The sequence below is a fragment of the Caballeronia ptereochthonis genome (assembly GCF_001545075.1).
In the GTDB taxonomy this organism is placed as follows: domain Bacteria; phylum Pseudomonadota; class Gammaproteobacteria; order Burkholderiales; family Burkholderiaceae; genus Caballeronia; species Caballeronia ptereochthonis.
The window spans coordinates 49,329-64,721 of the sequence record NZ_FCOB02000013.1; the positions used below are offsets into that span (position 1 = coordinate 49,329).

The window sequence follows — 15,393 nt, forward strand, 5'->3', positions numbered from 1 at the left end:
CTCCGCTTCAGCGCACGGCGGCCGAGAGACTCCTGAACTCGACGCGCCGGATGATGCGGCTTTCCTGCGCGACGATCAGATGCGCCGATGCCTGCAGATATGCGGGCCATTCCGGATCGTTGTCGCGCGCGGTGCGTCTCTGGTCGTAATCCGCGATGCTCTCGTAGCCCCACAGATGGACGACCTGATTCAATGCGCCGATGTCGCTCATATAGAAACCGACCGGCGCGCCGAGATACTTGAGCTGAATGGGCATCGCGAGCCGATCGAACACGTCGATGAATTCGGCCATGCCGCGCGGCTTGATGGTGTAGATGCGATGATCGACGAAAGGCTTGGTGCTCATGCTGCGCTCCTTAGTGCTCCGGTCTTCGCACGCGCGTCGATGCGCCCGGCGAGATGCCGTCCGGTGAGATAGCCGAATGTCATGATCGGGCCGAGCGTGATGCCCGCGCCGGGATAGTTGCCGCCCATGACGCTCGCGCGGTCGTTGCCGACGGCGTAGAGGCCCGGAACAGGTTCGTTGTCCCTGAGCACCTGGCCATGCGCGTTCGTCGCGATGCCGTCGAAGGTGCCGAGATCGCCCATCACGAGCTTGAGCGCGTAGTACGGTCCATCGCCGATGGGCGCGACGCAAGGGTTGGGCTTATGCGCGGGGTCGCCCAGATAGCGGTTGAACGAAGTCGTGCCGCGGCCGAAGGCTCTGTCCTTTCCTTGCGCGGCATCGCGGTTGTACTCGCGCACGGTTTCCTCGAGCGCGGCGGCGTCGATGCCTGCGCGCTGCGCGAGGTCAGCGAGCGTGCGGCCCCGGGTCAGATAGCCGCTCTTCAGGTGGGACCCGAGCGGCAGCGGCGCGGGCTTGGCAAAGCCGAGGCCGTATTTGCGAATCGTCGCGTGATCGCAGACGAGCCACATCGCGGTCTCGCTTTCATCGCGGCATGCCTCGATCATCGCCGCGCCGACGTCGTGATACGAGTTCGATTCATTGGTGAAGCGCACGCCGCCGCGCGTCACGCCGATCACGCCCGGCTTGTAGCGATCCAGCAGATGCGGAAACACGCCGTACTTGCCGTTCTGCAATGGCACGCGCGAGACAGGCATCCACGCGGCGGGCTGCGGATAGCGGATGTCGACCCGCCCGCCTACGCGCTCCGCCATTCTCGCGCCGTCGCCGGTATTGCCGGCGGGCACGGGCGATACATGCTCGCCGCCGCGACGCACATGCGGATACGCCTTTGCGATGCGCGCGACATCGTGCGAGAAGCCGCCGCACGCGAGCACGACGCCGCGCCGCGCGGTGATGCGCGTCTCGCGTCCTTCCGCGATCACGATGGCGCCTGTGACGCGGCCCTTGACGGTGATCAGTTCCCTGGCGCCCGTGCGTGTATGAATCGGGATGCCGAGATCGAGCGCGGATTTGGCGAGACGCGCGGCGAGCGCATTGCCGCTCGTGATCTGCACGCCGCGCTTATACAGCGCGACCTCCTTGAGATGACTCGCAAGTCGCCTGGCGACATACCAGGCCGAAGCAGGCGATCTGGTCGCGTTGAAGAAATGCTTGAGGTCCGCGCTCGACGAATTGAACATCATGCCGATGAACGTGATCGTCTTGAGCGGCGGACGCAGGCGCGCGATATCCTTGCCCAGCTCGCGCGCATCGAATGGCTTGGCGACGACGGAGCGCCCCACATCGACGCCGCCCGGCGCATCGGGATGGTAGTCGGGATAGAGCGTCGGCAGGAACTCGACCGAAGTCTCTCGCTCGAAAAAATCGATCATGCGCGGGCCGGCGTCGAGAAATGCATCGACGCAGGCTTCGTCGTACATTGCGCCGGTCTCGCTGCGCAGATATTCGACGGCAGCCTCGCGCGTATCGTGAACGCCGGCTTCCCTTGCATGGCGATTGCCGGGTATCCACAACACGCCGCCCGAGAAGGCCGTGGTGCCGCCGAAATACGCTTCCTTCTCGACGACGATCACCTCGAGCCCTTGCTTCTTCGCTGTAATGGCCGTGGAGAGGCCGCCGGCGCCCGAGCCGATCACGAGCACGTCGCAAGCGAGATCGGACGACCGCGTTACGGTAGTCATGATGTTGTCCTTTGATGTGAGTGAGCGCGTTGCGCGCTAGAGCAATGCGAAAGCGCGAAAGTCGCGCCTTTATGCGGTGCGCGGCGCCTCGAAGCCGGGACGCGGAACGAGGTCCATCAGCATGCATTCGAAGCCGCCATCGACGGCGATCTCCGCGCCGTTCACATAGGCGGCGCGATGGCTCGAGAGAAAGGCCGCGACTTCGGCGATATCGCGCGGCTCGCCGATACGTCGGCTTGCGGTCATCGCGCTGCGGCGCGCTTCGACATCGCCTTGTTCATAGAAGGCCCTGGAGAGCGGCGTGCGGATCATGCCCGGGCAGATCGTGTTGCTGCGTACGCCGCGCGGGCCCCATTCGGCGGCGATCTGCCGCGAGAGCATCGAGATGCCGGCCTTGCTCGGGCTGTACGCGCCGCTCCATGTTTGCGGATGGTGCGCCGCCACCGAAGCGACATGCACGATGCTGCCCGCGCCGCGTGCCAGCATGCCGCGTCCGAATGCCTGCGCGCACAGCATGTAGCCCGTCAGGTTGACGGCGAGCATCGCGTTCCATGCATCGAGCCCGATATCTTCGATGCCACCCGCTCTCAGCAGGCCTGCGTTGTTGACGAGCACATCGGCATGGCGGAACTTGCGCTGCGTCTGTTCGCAGGCGCGGTTCACGCTCGCCGCATCGCTGATATCGCAAGCGATGGCGACGGCATCCACGCCGCTTGCGCGCAGCGCTTCCGCCGTTTCATGGCAGCCTGCTTCGTCGCGATCGAGCAATGCGAGGCGCGCGCCCGCATCGGCGAATGTGGATGCGATCGCGCGGCCGATGCCGCCCGCCGCGCCCGTCACCACGCATACGCTCGATTCGAGGCCGAGCCAGTGCGACGCGGTGTGATCCCGCGCAACCTGATTAGTCATCCTTGTCTCCTGAGTCCTGTTCGATGCGAAGGCGCGGGGGCCTTCCTTGGAAAAAAGTATATTCACGGCCTTGCACGAAAAATTGGACAAAGGCGGCAGACGACAGGACAATTTGTGCATCAGGAGACGCCGCGACATGAGGAAAATCCCTAACTACAGCCTGTACGGAGAATCGGCGCGTCCGCCGTGGTATGACGCGTTCAACTTCGAATGGATCGTCGAGCGCAGCGCCCCGAACGACTGGCATATCGACGCGCATCGTCACGACGCGCTCTTGCAGTTTCTGTACATTCGCGGCGGCGGCGGGGAAGTACTCATCGAAAACAGCATGATCGAGATCGTGCCGCCGTGCGTCATCATGCTGCCCGCGCAAACGGTGCATGGCTTCAATTTCGCACCTGGCGTCGATGGTCTCGTGATTACGGTCGCGCAGCGGTCGATCGAGGCAATCGCTTCAATCGCGGCTCCGGGACTCGTGCCCGTGTTGCAGCGCGCGGGTCTCATGCGGGTGAGCGCGTCGGCCGCCAGGGAAAGCTCGCTCATGCCGATCGTCGAGTTGCTGGAGAAGGAATTTCGCGCGACGGACCGCGCCCACATGGCGGCAGGCATGCCGCTCCTGATTGCGCTTTTCGTGCACGTGGCGCGTCTCTGCGAACATGAATCGACGCCAAGCGTCGCATCGACGGACCGGCGCGCGAAGCAGATCAAACGCTTCAGGGAACTGGTGGCGGCGCATTTCCGCGAGCATCGTCCCGTCGAGTTCTACGCGCAGAAGCTCGGCATGACCGTCACGCAACTCGGACGCATCTGCCGAGAGGAAATTGCCAGTTCACCGCTCGCCGTCATCAACGAGCATCTCGTGCGCGAAGCACAGCGTGATCTCGTTTATTCGAACATGTCCGTCAAGCAGATCGCGCATGGTCTGGGCTTTGCCGATATCGCTTATTTCAGCCGCTATTTTCGCAAGCAGACCGGCGTGACGCCGACGCAGTTTCAGGCCGAAGCGCACAAGGCGCTGGCAATTCAATAGAGAACGCGCTTCCAAAGGCGAGGGTTGCCACAAGCCCGCAAGCGTGCGATCCTTCGCCGTGCTGTCGAAAAGATAAAAGAACGCACGGCCCGAGCGAGACCAGTCCGGTTCAATCATCCTTCGAAGGAGGGAATATGATCGTACTGTCATCGCGTCGCGCGGCCCATGATGCGTCGCGGCGCTTCCCGTTCAAGGCACGGCGAATGCTAGGCGTGTGGCTCTTCCTGAGCGGGGCTGCCGGCGCCGCTTATGCAGACGCGCAAGCCGGCTATACGTTACCGCCTCCGCCCAGCGAACTCTATGGCGATCTCTTCGTTGCCGTGCAGACGCAGGGCATCTATCCCGATCAGAAGACCTTCGTCGACGCGACGCCCAAGATGGATCCCGCGCAGATCGTGCAGGCTTATCACCAGCAGATGACGGTGCCCGGGTTCTCGCTGGCTGCGTTCGTTGCGCAGTACTTCACTCCGCCTACCGATCAGAGCATCACGCCGCCGCCTAATCAATCCCTGCGCGAACATATCGACTGGCTCTGGCCCGAGCTCACGCGCTTGACGACGACAGCGAACGTGCCGCCGAACAGCTCGCTGATTCCGATGCCCAAGTCGTATGTCGTTCCTGGCGGGCGCTTCCGCGAAGGCTATTACTGGGATACCTACTTCACGATGCTGGGCCTTCAGGAAGCAGGCCGCGAAGACCTCGTCGACAACATGCTCGACAACTTCGCCTATCTCATCGACACGATCGGCCATATTCCCAACGGCAATCGCACGTACTATGTGAGCCGCTCGCAGCCGCCGTTCTTCTCCTATATGGTCGAACTTGCCGCGCAAAAGGAGGGCGGGCGCGTCTATCAGAAGTATTTGCCGCAGCTGCGACGTGAATACGGCTACTGGATGCAGGGAGCGAATACGCTGCAAGCGGGCGGCGCGGTGCGCAATGTGGTGATGCTGCCGGACAAGACCGTGCTCAATCGCTATTGGGACGAACGCGACACGCCGCGCGACGAGTCGTACTCGGAAGACGTGAACACGGCCAAGCAGGTCACGGACCGTCCGGCCAACGAGGTTTATCGCGACCTGCGCGCGGCCGCCGAAAGCGGCTGGGATTTCAGCTCGCGCTGGTTCGGCGACAATCAGACGCTCACGACGATCCGCACGACATCGATCATTCCGGTGGATCTGAACAGCCTGATGTTCCACCTCGAAACGACCATCGCGATCGGTTGCGGCGAGGCGCGCGATTTCGGCTGCGTCGGCGAGTTCGTTGGACGCGCGGCCAAGCGCGCCATCGCCATCAACAAATATCTCTGGAACAAGAACGGCTACTACGGCGATTACGACTGGAAACTCGGGCAGCCGCGCAACAATCCGTCAGCGGCGATGCTTTATCCGCTTTTCGCGGGCGCGGCCTGGCCGGATCGCGCGCACACGACTGCGAATACCGTCGAGGCAATTCTGCTGAAGCCGGGCGGACTCGTGACGACCACCTTCAACACGACGCAGCAATGGGATGCGCCGAATGGATGGGCGCCCTTGCACTGGATCGCCGTGCAAAGCCTGAAGCGCTACGGACGCGGTGATCTCGCGCAGCAGATCGGCACGCGCTTTCTCGCGGACGTGAACAACGTCTATGCGACGCAGCAGAAGCTCGTGGAGAAATATGTCGTCGAAGGCGCGGGAACGGGTGGCGGCGGTGGCGGCGAATATCCGTTGCAGGACGGGTTCGGATGGACCAACGGCGTCACGCTCAAGCTGCTCGATCTTTACGCGCCAGGTCAATGACGCGCGACAGCCTGCTATAGCTTTACAGCTTGCCGGGCCGCGGATCGGAAACGAAGCCTTCGCGGTTCGGCATCTTCACCTTTGGCAGCGACTGCGCATCGAGCCGTGTGTTCTCGGGCACGACGTGGTTCAAGTAAAGCAGATACGCGCTCAATGCATAAACCTCGTCCGCCGAGAGCGATTGCGGCGCGTCATAAGGCATGGCGCGGCGAATATAGTCAAAGAGCGTGGTCGGATAAGGCCAATAGCTGCCGATGGTTTTCTTGGGCTTTGCATCCGCCAGCGTGCCCATGCCGCCGACGAGCGGATCGCCGATGCCGCCTTCGCCGTTCGCGCCATGACACGACGCGCATTTCGCGCCGAAAATCTCCTTGCCGTGCGCGACGTCGCCGGAGCCCACGGGCAGGCCGTGGCCGGCTGAATCAATATCGATGTTCCATGCGGAGACCGCCTTCGGATCGATCGGGGCGCCGATGCCATAACCGCTGCCTGCTGCGTGGCACGGCAAGGAAGCGGCGCAGAAGAATGCGCTAAGGACAGTGACATGACGCTTAAGCATTGCGCACCTCGCCGGTCTCTTCGACGCGCCAGTTCTGAATGCCGTTGTAGTGATACTGCGAGTTGACGCCGCGCGCCGCGACCAGTGCTGCATGCGTCGGCTGTATATAACCGGTCTCGTCGATGGCGCGGCTTTGCAGATTCGCGGCGCCGCCGTTCCAGTACCAGTCCGCTTCGAAACGCGTCAGCGCACGATCCTGAACGGGACCGGTCAGGCGCGCGGTGCGCCACGTCTTGCCGCCATCGGCTGAAATATCGACGCGCCGGATGCGCCCGCGTCCCGACCATGCATAACCGCTGATCGGATAGTAACCGTGCGTCGTCAGGCGATGTCCCGCTGAAGGACGGGTGATGACCGACTTCGCATCCATCTCGAACACGAACTGACGCGCCTTGCCGTCGCGCAAGAGGTTCGTGTACTTCGACGTTTCCTCGCGCGTCATCTCCGGCGCCTGCACGAGCTTGATGCGTCTCAGCCACTTGATGTTGGTATTGCCTTCGAAACCCGGCACGATGAGCCGCACCGGATAACCGTTCTCCGGACGCAGACGCTCGCCGTTCTGCGCATAGACGACGAGCGCGCGATCGAGAATGCGCGCGAGCGGCAGGCTGCGCGTCATCGCCGCGCCGTCCGCGCCTTCGGCGAGAATCCATTGCGCGGACTGGTCGACACCGACTTCATCGAGCAAGGTCGACAAGCGCACGCCGGTCCATTCGCAGCACGATAGCAAGCCATGCGTGAACTGCACCGGAAGCCCGCTTGGGCCGCTCCATTCGCTGCCCGTGTTGCCCGAACACTCGAGAAAGTGGACACGCGTTTCGGACGGGAAGCGCAGCAGGTCGTCGATGGTGAAGAGGCGTGGCTGACGCACGAGGCCGTGTATCACGACGCGATGTTGCGCGGGATCGATCTTCGGCACGCCCGCGTGATGCCGTTCGTACACGAGTCCGTTGGGCGTCACGCTGCCGAACAGATCGGCGAGCGGCGTCATCGAGGAGCCGGAGCCGGGCATCGCGGGAGCGCGTGCGCTGCGCCGTATCACATTGCCTTCGAACGATGAAGGCACGCCATAGGGCGGCGAGAGGAGGGGTGCGCCGGGCGTGACGGTCCAGCGTTCGACGGCGAGCGGCGTCGCTGCGGCCTCTTGCGCATGAGCGCGCATGCCAAGGCCCGATGCGAGCGCGCCGGCCGCGAGCTTGCGCATCGTGTCGCGGCGGCTGTCGGAAACGAGTGCGGGTTGCGCGAGCTTCGAGTTTCTTTTCATCGCTGATCTTCGTGGAAGGGCGAGCGAGACCGAGTCCCGAGCAATGGCCGTGCCGCGAAGACAAGCGCTTCCAATTGGCTGACAGTCCGATGCATCACCCTGAAAACGAACGATTCTAGTGAGGCGATGCGTTTGCGCGAACCAACGGAGTTGCATATCGATATCACGGGTTCGCGCGTATCGTTCGGCGTCAGCTTTCCCTGACCTGCTTCTGCCGTCGATATTCCGGCACCGGTAAGCCGCCCCAGCCCCAATTCTCCAGTTCCACTTCCTGAATGACGACGAAAGTGGAGTCCATCGGCTTGTTCAGCACGTCGCGCAACAGTTCGCTGACGCCTTTGATGAGTTGCGCTTTCTCATCGGCAGTGATGGCATTCGTGTCGGGCTTGTTGCCTTCGCGCGTCACCTGAATCGTTACGATCGGCATGGCGATCTCCTTGAAGTGAAAGAGAAGAGGCGCCCGCGAGGGGCGCATGCACAATCAATGCCCCGCGCTTTGACCGCCGTCGACGTGGAGGATCTCGCCTGTCACGAACGGCGCGTCGTCGAGATAGAGCACGGCGTTGACGATATCGCTCATTTCACCCATGCGTCCCATCGGATGTAAAGCGCCGAGCGCTTCGTGCGTCTCGGGCGCGTGCATCGGCGACTTGATGATGCCGGGTGACACAGCGTTCGCGCGAATTCCCGACTTCGCGTATTCGATCGCGAGCGATCTGGTCGCTGCATTCAGCCCGCCCTTCGTCAGCGACGCCAGCACCGAAGGCACGCCGCTCACCGCATGATCGACGAGACTCGTCGTGATGTTGACGATATGTCCGCTTTTGTTCTTTTCCATCTGCCCGATGGCGAGTTGCGTGATATGGAAGAAGCCGTTCAGGTTGACGTTCAGAATCGCGGCATAGTCTTCCTGCGTGTACTGCGTGAAGGGCTTGGCGATGAAGATGCCCGCGTTGTTGACGAGCGTATCGATACGGCCGAAGCGCGCGATGGCGGCCTCGACGACGCGTTGCGCGGTGGCGCGCTCGCCAATGTCGCCGGCAACGGCGATGACATTCGGATCGTCCGGCTGTTGAATCGAACGAGCGGTCGCGACGACGCCGTAACCCCGCGCGCGGAGCGCATTGACGATTTCAGCGCCGATGCCTTGGGATGCACCGGTAACGATGGCGACCTTTTGTGCGTTGCTCATGATGAACCTCGAAAGAAAAGTAATGGGCCTGTGGCGGATCGGACCGAAGGCTCCGATGGCCGTAATCTAGGCTTTTCGAGGTTCGTTGCGTACACACGCCGTGGACAATCAGTCTTGCGCGCGAGGAACAAATCATGGCGCGGCCGCTACGTGCCCGCGGCATTTCCTCGCGCGTCCGTATGTAGTACGGTAGTACGGTCCGGGCCGGACCGTCGTTCAGGCCACACCTTCGACGATGCGGAAGTCGCGTACGACGGAATCGCCCAGCACCTTGAGCGCTTCCTGATAGGTCGCGCTGTTATAAGCAGCGACGGCGGCATCGAGCGAATCGAATTCGATGACCACCGTGCGTTCGAGGGCGCCTTCACCTTGCACCATCGATGCGACGCCGCGAACGAGCGGTCGGCCGCCGCCTTCCTTGATGGCTTGCGTCGCGATCTTCGCGTACTCCGCGGCCTGATCCGGCTTCATGATCGTCTTGTACACGCTGACCCAATATCCTTTTGCCATCTGCATCTCCAGTATTGAACGGGCGCTTTGCGCCATGAGGCGAACGCCATGCGCGCATCGCGCCAGGGCGTCCGGTTTCGGCGGCCAGCATAGCAAATTATGGCGATCGGACAACCCGTACGTCTTGCGCACGCGCTGTCTCCACGATTCTGCGCGTTCCAGTGAAAGGTGCTTTCCCATGCTAGGGGTTAACCCGAGAGGGCTGGCGTCATAGACTGCCCTCACTGCTTCGAACGGCACTGTTCGAAAGCCAGGCACCTCATATCACTGGAGTTTCATCATGAAGTCGATCATTCGCGCGGCACTCGTTGCAACCGCTCTCGTCGTTCCTGTCGCGTCGTTCGCCCAGAGCCAGATCACGCGTGCTCAGGTGCGTGCCGAACTCGCACAGCTGGAAAGCGTCGGTTATCACGTTGGCGACGGCGATCAGGCGCATTATCCGGAGGCGATTCAGGCGGCGGAAGCCAGGCTGGCGGCGCGTAATGGCGAAACAGCTTATGGCGGCGCGGCAGGCGGCACGTCGCAATCGGGCGGCGGCCATGTTTCGCAAGCCGACTGGAACGCGATGTACTCGCGCTAAGGCGCCGATTGCCTGAAGCGACTTTATTCAGCCGCTTCAGGCGAGACTCTCAGTCCGCGGCGTATTTGCGGTCCAGTTCGTCGAACAAAGGCTTGTTCACGAGCCTTTGACGCTCGGCGAATGGCGCGACGACGGCAGGATCCTCATCGAGCCGTCCTTGCGATTTCAAAGCGCCGAGCGCCGTCTGCATGCCGCGCACGGCGCTTTGCAATGCCGCGTTGGCATAAAGAACGAGACTAAAGCCAAGGCGCTGCAAATCTTCCTGGCTCGTCACCGGCGTCTTGCCGCCGATCACGATGTTGATGAGCTGCGGCGCATCGAGCAGCTTGGGCAGCGACGCGATCTGCTCCGGCGTTTCGATCGCTTCGACGAAAAGAATGTCCGCGCCCGCTTCGACGAATGCACGTGCCCGCTCTATCGCCGCATCGAAGCCTTCCACCGCGCATGCATCGGTGCGCGCGATGATCTGAAAGTTCGCGTCGTCACGCGCATCGACCGCGGCGCGTATCTTGCCGACCATCTCGTTCGTCGAGATCACGGCCTTGCCCGCGAAGTGGCCGCATTTCTTTGGCATCACCTGGTCTTCGAGCTGGACCGCGTCGGCGCCCGCGCGTTCGAGGGTGCGTACCGTATGACGCACGTTGAGCGCGTTGCCGAAGCCGGTATCCGCATCGACGATGAGCGGCACGTCCACGGCATCGCGTATGCGCGACGTGTGCTCCGCGATTTCGGCGAGGCCGATGAACCCGAGATCCGGCATGCCGAGCGACATGTTCGTCACGCCCGCGCCGGTGATGTAGATCGCTTCGAATCCGAGATCGGCGGCGACGCGCGCGCTCATCGCGTTGAAGGCGCCGGGCAGGAGCAGCGCGCGCCGCGCGTTGACCTGCTCGCGAAAGGCGGCGCGGCGGCGGGAAGATGACGTGGTCATGGCTCGGTTCCGGAAAGAGTTTGAATTCGGCGCGACGCGTGCGCCAGCGTCTGCAATGCTAACGCGTGCGGAGCGTCGGCGCTTGCGTCATGTGTCGATCGTGACGATCACTGAAGCGAAACAGCATGCGCGCCGAGTCTCGCAACACGATGGTACGCAGCGACGCGTCGGGAATCCAGCGGTCGAGCGCATCGCGCGAGCCGTCGTAGTCGACCAGGCCGCGATGCTGCGTATGCGGCCAGTCGCTGCCCCACACCAATCGTGCCGCGCCGAAGGAGTCGAGCAATGCCGCCGTGAGCGTTTGCCCGAGCGCGGTGCCGCTCTCGCCATGAACGCTGCGATAAGCCGCGGAGAGCTTGACCCACACGCGCCCGGTTGCCGCCGTCGTCAGAAGATAGCGGAAGCCTGGGTCGTTCGCGCCGCAGGCAGGGTCGGGCCGGCCGAAATGATCGATCACGACCGTGCAGCCTTGTTCGAGCAAGGGCGTGACGACCATCGGCAGATCGATCGCATCGCGATGAATCTCCACGTGCCAGCCAAGCGCGTTCACGCGCTCGAACAAATTGCGCCAATGAGCTTCGCGCAGATCGGGCAGCGCCAGGCCGATCAGATTCAAACGCATGCCGACGACGCCATGTTTCGCGAGCCGCTGCAATTCGTCATCGTCGATCGAAGGGTCGATGACGGCCACGCCGCGAAAGCGTTGCGGATAGCGTTGCAGCACGTCGAGAAAAAACGAGTTGTCGGTGCCGAGGAAGCTCGGTTGCACGAGCACCGCATGCGACACGCCGTTCGTGCGCAGATGATCGGTATAGGCGTCGAGCGTTGCGTCATAGTCCGGTGCATGACGGCGATGCGGCGCGAGCGGCAGGCCGCGCACGAAAACATGCGCATGGCTGTCGATCGCCTCGATTGCCGTATCCGTCGATTCGAGCCATTGCCGGCTGGCGCGCGAGAGGGCGCCGGCTTCGTCGGCGAGAGCGGAGTAAAGTGAATTCGTCATGTGCGTATCAGACATGCTTGGGCGTTTGTTCTCCCGACGCGGCTTGTGCAGGCACGGCCGCGATGCGGCGTCCCTTGGTCTCGGGCAGCAGCAACGCGGCCACGACGACGAGTCCATATGCGATGCCCGCGTCGATGCCGAGCGCCTGTCCGATCGGCATCGAGTTGCCCATGTGCCCGACGAGCACCGGAAAGACCGCGGACACGATGCGCCCGAAGTTGTAGCAGAAGCCCACGCCCGTGCCGCGCACGCCTTGCGGATACAGTTCGTTGAAGAGCGCGCCGAGCGTCGCGGGAATGCCGGCGGAAAAGAGACCGAGCGGGAAGCTCAGGATGAGCATCGCGACATCGCCGATGGGCAGGAACACATAGACGTTCACCGTGACCGCGCAGCAGATCGCGAAGAGAATGACGTTCTTGCGGCGGCCGATCCTGTCCTGCAGCCACGCGCTGACGAAGCAGCCGACGATGAACGCGGAGATCACCACGGCCAGATAGCCGCCCGTGCCGAGCACGGACAAATGCCGCTCGGTTTTCAGATAAGTGGGCAGCCATGTCGTGATGGCGTGATAACCGCCATGCGCGCCGAGTCCGATCAATCCGCCGACGATGGTCGTGCGCAAAACCGACGGATGAAAGATGCCGGCGAGGATTGCGAACGCGCCTTGACGTTGCGTATCGCCATGTTCGGCGGGTTTCGTTTCGCGTGGCGGCTCTTCGATATTGCGGCGCATATAGACGACGAGCAGCGCGGGAATCAGGCCGACTGCAAACAACACGCGCCACGCCCATTCCGGTGAAACGCAGGAAAACACGATCGTATAGAGCAGCACGGCGCCTGCCCAACCAAAGCCCCAAGCGCTTTGCACGATGCCCATCGCCTTGCCGCGATGCTTGGCGCGGATCGTCTCGCTAAGCAATACCGAACCCGCGGTCCATTCGCCGCCAAAGCCGAGCCCTTGCAGGGACTTGAGCACGAGCAATTGCTCGAAGTTCTGCGCGAAGGCGCTAAGGAACGTGAAGAGCGAGAACCACAGGACCGTCACTTGCAAGGCCTTGACGCGGCCGATGCGATCCGAGAGCACCCCCGCAAAGAGCCCGCCCAATGCGCCCGCGACGAGCGTCGCGCCGCCAATCAGACCCGCTTGTCCCTTGCCGATGCCCCATGTCGCGATGAGCGTTGGAATGACGAGACTGAACAACTGCGTGTCGACGCCGTCCAGCGCCCAGCCGGCGAAGCATCCCCACAGCGTGCGTTTCTCCACCGTGGAAATCTCACGGTACCAGTTCATGTCGTGTCTCCTGTAAGGGCCTTCGCCCGGCTCTTGTTCAATTTGCCATTGCATTCTAGAAACGAAAGCCGGGCGCGCATACTATGGATACGTTCATCTTTCATATCGTTTTGATATGCTCGCGAAATGGAGACACGCAACCTCAAATACTTTCTGGCGGTGGTCGATGCGGGCAGCGTCACGCGCGCGGCCGAAGTGCTCGACATCGCGCAGCCGGCCTTGAGCCAGGCGCTTTCGCGCATGGAGCGCGATCTGGGTGTGAAGCTTTTCGAGCGCACGCGGCGGGGCGCTCAATTGACGCCGGCGGGCGAGGCGATCGTCGAGGACGTACGCCTGAGCGTGGCGCGCATCGACGCCGCATCGCATCGCGCGCGTGAAATCGGCGCTCAGCGCGGCGGGAGGCTTACGATCGGCTTTGCATCGGCGGCGCTATTCAATCTCTTGCCTCGCGCGATTGCTGCGCTGCGTGCGGAAGTGCCCAATGTCGAACTCATGCTCAAGGAAATGAGCAATGCGGAGCAGGCGAGCGCGCTGGAGAAGGGCACCATCGATATCGGCCTGCTGCATACACCCGTTGCCGTGGGCGGCCGCATGCGCGAGAAACTGATCGCGCGGGAACGTCTGCTGGCCGTGCTGCCGCTTTCGTTTGCACTCGGCGATGACGGCAAGGTCGGCTTGAAGGATCTCTCCGATGCGGGCCTCGTATGGTTTCCGGGCGATCAATTGCCGGTGGTTCGCGCGGGCATTCTGAGCGCGTTTCGCAAGGCGGGTTGCGAGGCGAATGTCGTGCAGGACGCGAATCGTTCGCTGACCGTGCTGGCTTGCGTCGCGGCGGGATGCGGCGCTTCGCTTCTGCCGCAATCCGTGACGGCGCTGCAATTCGCGGGCGTGCGCTTCTGCGACGTGCGCGACGGCGATAACCTGCCTCCTTTCGAACTCAGCGCGATATGGCCGATGCGCTCGCGTCCGACGCTTGCGGATCGCTTCGCGGCGTTGCTCGAGGCATGAGCACATTAGGGGTTAAAGTCATGGCAAATCTGGAGTCAAGGCAAGCATGAATGAACCGCTAAACGATCTTCCTTTGCCCGAAGGAATCAGGTCGCGCATGATCGACAACGGCAATGGCCTTTCGATGCATGTGCTCGAAGCCGGGTTCGAAACGCCGGACCGGCCTTGCATCGTGCTGCTGCATGGTTTTCCCGAGCTGGCTTATAGCTGGCGCAAGATCATGGGGCCGCTCGCGGATGCGGGTTTTCACGTCATTGCGCCGGACCAGCGCGGTTATGGACGGACTACCGGAGCGCCCGCGTCATTCGATGCGGATCTCGATGACTTCGCCTTTCCCAATCTCGTTCGCGATGTGCTCGGCCTGGTGTCGGCCTTGGGATATCGCAGCGTGGCATCGGTGATCGGGCATGATTTCGGCTCGCCTGTGGCCGCATGGTGCGCGTTGATCCGCCCTGACGTGTTCGCGTCTGTCGTCATGATGAGCGCGCCTTTCGCGGGGCCGCCCGTGTTCGCGTTCAATACCGCGCAAGGCGACGGGAGGCTTGCGCGTGTCGACATCACCGCATCGCTGATGGCCGATGCGGTGGCGGCGCTGGCATCGCTCGATCCGCCGCGCAAGCATTACCAATGGTATTACTCGGGCCCTCAGGCCAATGACGATATGCGCCATGCCCCGCAAGGGATCGCTGCATTCCTGCGCGCGTATTACCACGTCAAGAGCGCGGATTGGACGGGCAATCAGCCGCATCCGCTTGCATCGGTCACGGCCGATCAACTTGCTCTGCTGCCGACGTACTATGTCATGCACGCGGATGCGACCATGCCGCAGACCGTCGCCGAGCATATGCCTTCTGCAGAGGCGATCGCAGCCTGCCCATGGCTGAGTGATCAGGAACTGGATGTCTATGCACGCGAATATGCGCGTACCGGTTTTCAAGGCGGCTTGAACTGGTATCGCTGCGGCACGGACGCGCGTCATTCCGCCGCTTTGCGGACCTGGTCCGGGCGTACGATCGACGTGCCGTCATGCTTCATCGCGGGCAGCAGCGATTGGGGCGTCTATCAGCGCCCGGGCGATTTCGAAGCGATGCGCGTGCTCGCTTGCAGGGACTTCCGCGCCGCGCATCTGATCGAAGGGGCAGGGCATTGGGTGCAGCAGGAACAGCCGAGAACGGTGGTCAGCCGGATCTTGCGATTCCTCAGGCGGGACGCGCCCGCCATCTAGCGGGGCGCGTGCCTTGACG

The 15,393-nt window shown here is 62.8% G+C and carries 16 protein-coding genes; 5 read left to right on the plus strand and 11 right to left on the minus strand.

Going from position 1 to position 15,393, the window contains the following annotated elements:
* Positions 1–7 precede the first annotated feature (7 nt).
* From AWB83_RS15260 to AWB83_RS15270, 3 genes are all read right to left on the minus strand, one after another.
* Positions 8–346 (minus strand): NIPSNAP family protein, encoded by a 339-nt coding sequence (locus tag AWB83_RS15260; RefSeq protein WP_087046413.1) that lies wholly within the window; start codon positions 344–346, stop codon positions 8–10.
* A complete protein-coding gene (locus AWB83_RS15265; protein ID WP_087046414.1) occupies positions 343–2,088 on the minus strand; it encodes an FAD-dependent oxidoreductase in 1,746 nt (581 codons plus the stop codon). The genes AWB83_RS15260 and AWB83_RS15265 overlap by 4 nt, the downstream gene beginning before the upstream one ends.
* A gap of 69 nt (positions 2,089–2,157) precedes the next feature.
* Complete coding sequence (locus AWB83_RS15270) at positions 2,158–2,997, minus strand: SDR family NAD(P)-dependent oxidoreductase (RefSeq protein WP_087046415.1); 840 nt, start codon at positions 2,995–2,997, stop codon at positions 2,158–2,160.
* A 136-nt stretch (positions 2,998–3,133) separates the two neighbouring features.
* On the opposite strand from AWB83_RS15270, the gene AWB83_RS15275 reads away from it, so the two are divergent.
* Both AWB83_RS15275 and treA read left to right on the plus strand, forming a co-directional pair.
* On the plus strand, positions 3,134–4,027 hold the full coding sequence (locus AWB83_RS15275; protein WP_087046416.1) for a helix-turn-helix domain-containing protein: 894 nt from the start codon (positions 3,134–3,136) through the stop codon (positions 4,025–4,027).
* Between the two features lie 134 nt (positions 4,028–4,161).
* A complete protein-coding gene (gene treA, locus AWB83_RS15280; RefSeq protein ID WP_087046417.1) occupies positions 4,162–5,811 on the plus strand; it encodes an alpha,alpha-trehalase TreA in 1,650 nt (549 codons plus the stop codon).
* Between the two features lie 22 nt (positions 5,812–5,833).
* Here treA and AWB83_RS15285 read toward each other — a convergent pair whose 3' ends face one another.
* The 5 genes from AWB83_RS15285 to AWB83_RS15305 form a co-directional block, all read right to left on the minus strand.
* On the minus strand, positions 5,834–6,370 hold the full coding sequence (locus AWB83_RS15285) for a c-type cytochrome (protein WP_087046418.1): 537 nt from the start codon (positions 6,368–6,370) through the stop codon (positions 5,834–5,836).
* Complete coding sequence (gene soxC, locus AWB83_RS15290) at positions 6,363–7,634, minus strand: sulfite dehydrogenase (RefSeq protein ID WP_244197745.1); 1,272 nt, start codon at positions 7,632–7,634, stop codon at positions 6,363–6,365. Before soxC ends, AWB83_RS15285 begins: the two co-directional genes overlap by 8 nt.
* 190 nt (positions 7,635–7,824) lie before the next feature.
* The gene (locus AWB83_RS15295; RefSeq protein ID WP_087046528.1) at positions 7,825–8,061 is read right to left on the minus strand and encodes a tautomerase family protein; all 237 of its coding nucleotides are present in this window, start codon (positions 8,059–8,061) and stop codon (positions 7,825–7,827) included.
* Positions 8,062–8,115: 54 nt separating this feature from the next.
* Positions 8,116–8,826 (minus strand): SDR family NAD(P)-dependent oxidoreductase, encoded by a 711-nt coding sequence (locus AWB83_RS15300; protein ID WP_087046419.1) that lies wholly within the window; start codon positions 8,824–8,826, stop codon positions 8,116–8,118.
* Positions 8,827–9,042: 216 nt separating this feature from the next.
* Positions 9,043–9,336: a DUF1330 domain-containing protein gene (locus tag AWB83_RS15305; RefSeq protein ID WP_087046529.1), complete on the minus strand. Its 294-nt coding sequence runs from the start codon at positions 9,334–9,336 to the stop codon at positions 9,043–9,045.
* A gap of 280 nt (positions 9,337–9,616) precedes the next feature.
* Here AWB83_RS15305 and AWB83_RS15310 point away from each other — a divergent pair, with 280 nt between their 5' ends.
* Entirely contained in the window at positions 9,617–9,916 is a 300-nt protein-coding gene (locus AWB83_RS15310; protein ID WP_087046420.1) for a DUF4148 domain-containing protein, read from the plus strand.
* Between the two features lie 49 nt (positions 9,917–9,965).
* Here the strand turns inward: AWB83_RS15310 and AWB83_RS15315 are convergent, their stop codons facing one another.
* From AWB83_RS15315 to AWB83_RS15325, 3 genes are read right to left on the minus strand one after another with little or no spacing between them, the layout of a single operon-like run.
* Complete coding sequence (locus AWB83_RS15315) at positions 9,966–10,847, minus strand: isocitrate lyase/PEP mutase family protein (RefSeq protein WP_087046421.1); 882 nt, start codon at positions 10,845–10,847, stop codon at positions 9,966–9,968.
* 58 nt (positions 10,848–10,905) lie between these two features.
* Positions 10,906–11,850: an amidohydrolase family protein gene (locus tag AWB83_RS15320; protein ID WP_087046422.1), complete on the minus strand. Its 945-nt coding sequence runs from the start codon at positions 11,848–11,850 to the stop codon at positions 10,906–10,908.
* A 7-nt stretch (positions 11,851–11,857) separates the two neighbouring features.
* Positions 11,858–13,141: an MFS transporter gene (locus tag AWB83_RS15325; protein ID WP_087046423.1), complete on the minus strand. Its 1,284-nt coding sequence runs from the start codon at positions 13,139–13,141 to the stop codon at positions 11,858–11,860.
* A 126-nt stretch (positions 13,142–13,267) separates the two neighbouring features.
* On the opposite strand from AWB83_RS15325, the gene AWB83_RS15330 reads away from it, so the two are divergent.
* Positions 13,268–14,149 carry a LysR family transcriptional regulator gene (locus tag AWB83_RS15330; RefSeq protein ID WP_087046424.1) on the plus strand — a complete coding sequence of 294 codons (882 nt, stop codon included), beginning with the start codon at positions 13,268–13,270 and terminating at the stop codon, positions 14,147–14,149.
* 97 nt (positions 14,150–14,246) lie between these two features.
* Positions 14,247–15,374, plus strand: a complete 1,128-nt coding sequence (locus AWB83_RS15335) for an alpha/beta fold hydrolase (protein ID WP_208636760.1) — start codon at positions 14,247–14,249, stop codon at positions 15,372–15,374.
* The last annotated feature ends 19 nt before the right edge of the window (positions 15,375–15,393 follow it).

Excerpts from the sequence above, each read along its gene's own strand:
- AWB83_RS15260 (WP_087046413.1), bottom strand. The coding sequence starts at position 346 with ATGAGCACCAAGCCTTTCGTCGATCATCGCATCTACACCATCAAGCCG.
- AWB83_RS15265 (WP_087046414.1), bottom strand. The coding sequence starts at position 2,088 with ATGACTACCGTAACGCGGTCGTCCGATCTCGCTTGCGACGTGCTCGTG.
- AWB83_RS15270 (WP_087046415.1), bottom strand. The coding sequence starts at position 2,997 with ATGACTAATCAGGTTGCGCGGGATCACACCGCGTCGCACTGGCTCGGC.
- AWB83_RS15275 (WP_087046416.1), top strand. The coding sequence starts at position 3,134 with ATGAGGAAAATCCCTAACTACAGCCTGTACGGAGAATCGGCGCGTCCG.
- treA (WP_087046417.1), top strand. The coding sequence starts at position 4,162 with ATGATCGTACTGTCATCGCGTCGCGCGGCCCATGATGCGTCGCGGCGC.
- AWB83_RS15285 (WP_087046418.1), bottom strand. The coding sequence starts at position 6,370 with ATGCTTAAGCGTCATGTCACTGTCCTTAGCGCATTCTTCTGCGCCGCT.
- soxC (WP_244197745.1), bottom strand. The coding sequence starts at position 7,634 with ATGAAAAGAAACTCGAAGCTCGCGCAACCCGCACTCGTTTCCGACAGC.
- AWB83_RS15295 (WP_087046528.1), bottom strand. The coding sequence starts at position 8,061 with ATGCCGATCGTAACGATTCAGGTGACGCGCGAAGGCAACAAGCCCGAC.
- AWB83_RS15300 (WP_087046419.1), bottom strand. The coding sequence starts at position 8,826 with ATGAGCAACGCACAAAAGGTCGCCATCGTTACCGGTGCATCCCAAGGC.
- AWB83_RS15305 (WP_087046529.1), bottom strand. The coding sequence starts at position 9,336 with ATGGCAAAAGGATATTGGGTCAGCGTGTACAAGACGATCATGAAGCCG.
- AWB83_RS15310 (WP_087046420.1), top strand. The coding sequence starts at position 9,617 with ATGAAGTCGATCATTCGCGCGGCACTCGTTGCAACCGCTCTCGTCGTT.
- AWB83_RS15315 (WP_087046421.1), bottom strand. The coding sequence starts at position 10,847 with ATGACCACGTCATCTTCCCGCCGCCGCGCCGCCTTTCGCGAGCAGGTC.
- AWB83_RS15320 (WP_087046422.1), bottom strand. The coding sequence starts at position 11,850 with ATGACGAATTCACTTTACTCCGCTCTCGCCGACGAAGCCGGCGCCCTC.
- AWB83_RS15325 (WP_087046423.1), bottom strand. The coding sequence starts at position 13,141 with ATGAACTGGTACCGTGAGATTTCCACGGTGGAGAAACGCACGCTGTGG.
- AWB83_RS15330 (WP_087046424.1), top strand. The coding sequence starts at position 13,268 with ATGGAGACACGCAACCTCAAATACTTTCTGGCGGTGGTCGATGCGGGC.
- AWB83_RS15335 (WP_208636760.1), top strand. The coding sequence starts at position 14,247 with ATGATCGACAACGGCAATGGCCTTTCGATGCATGTGCTCGAAGCCGGG.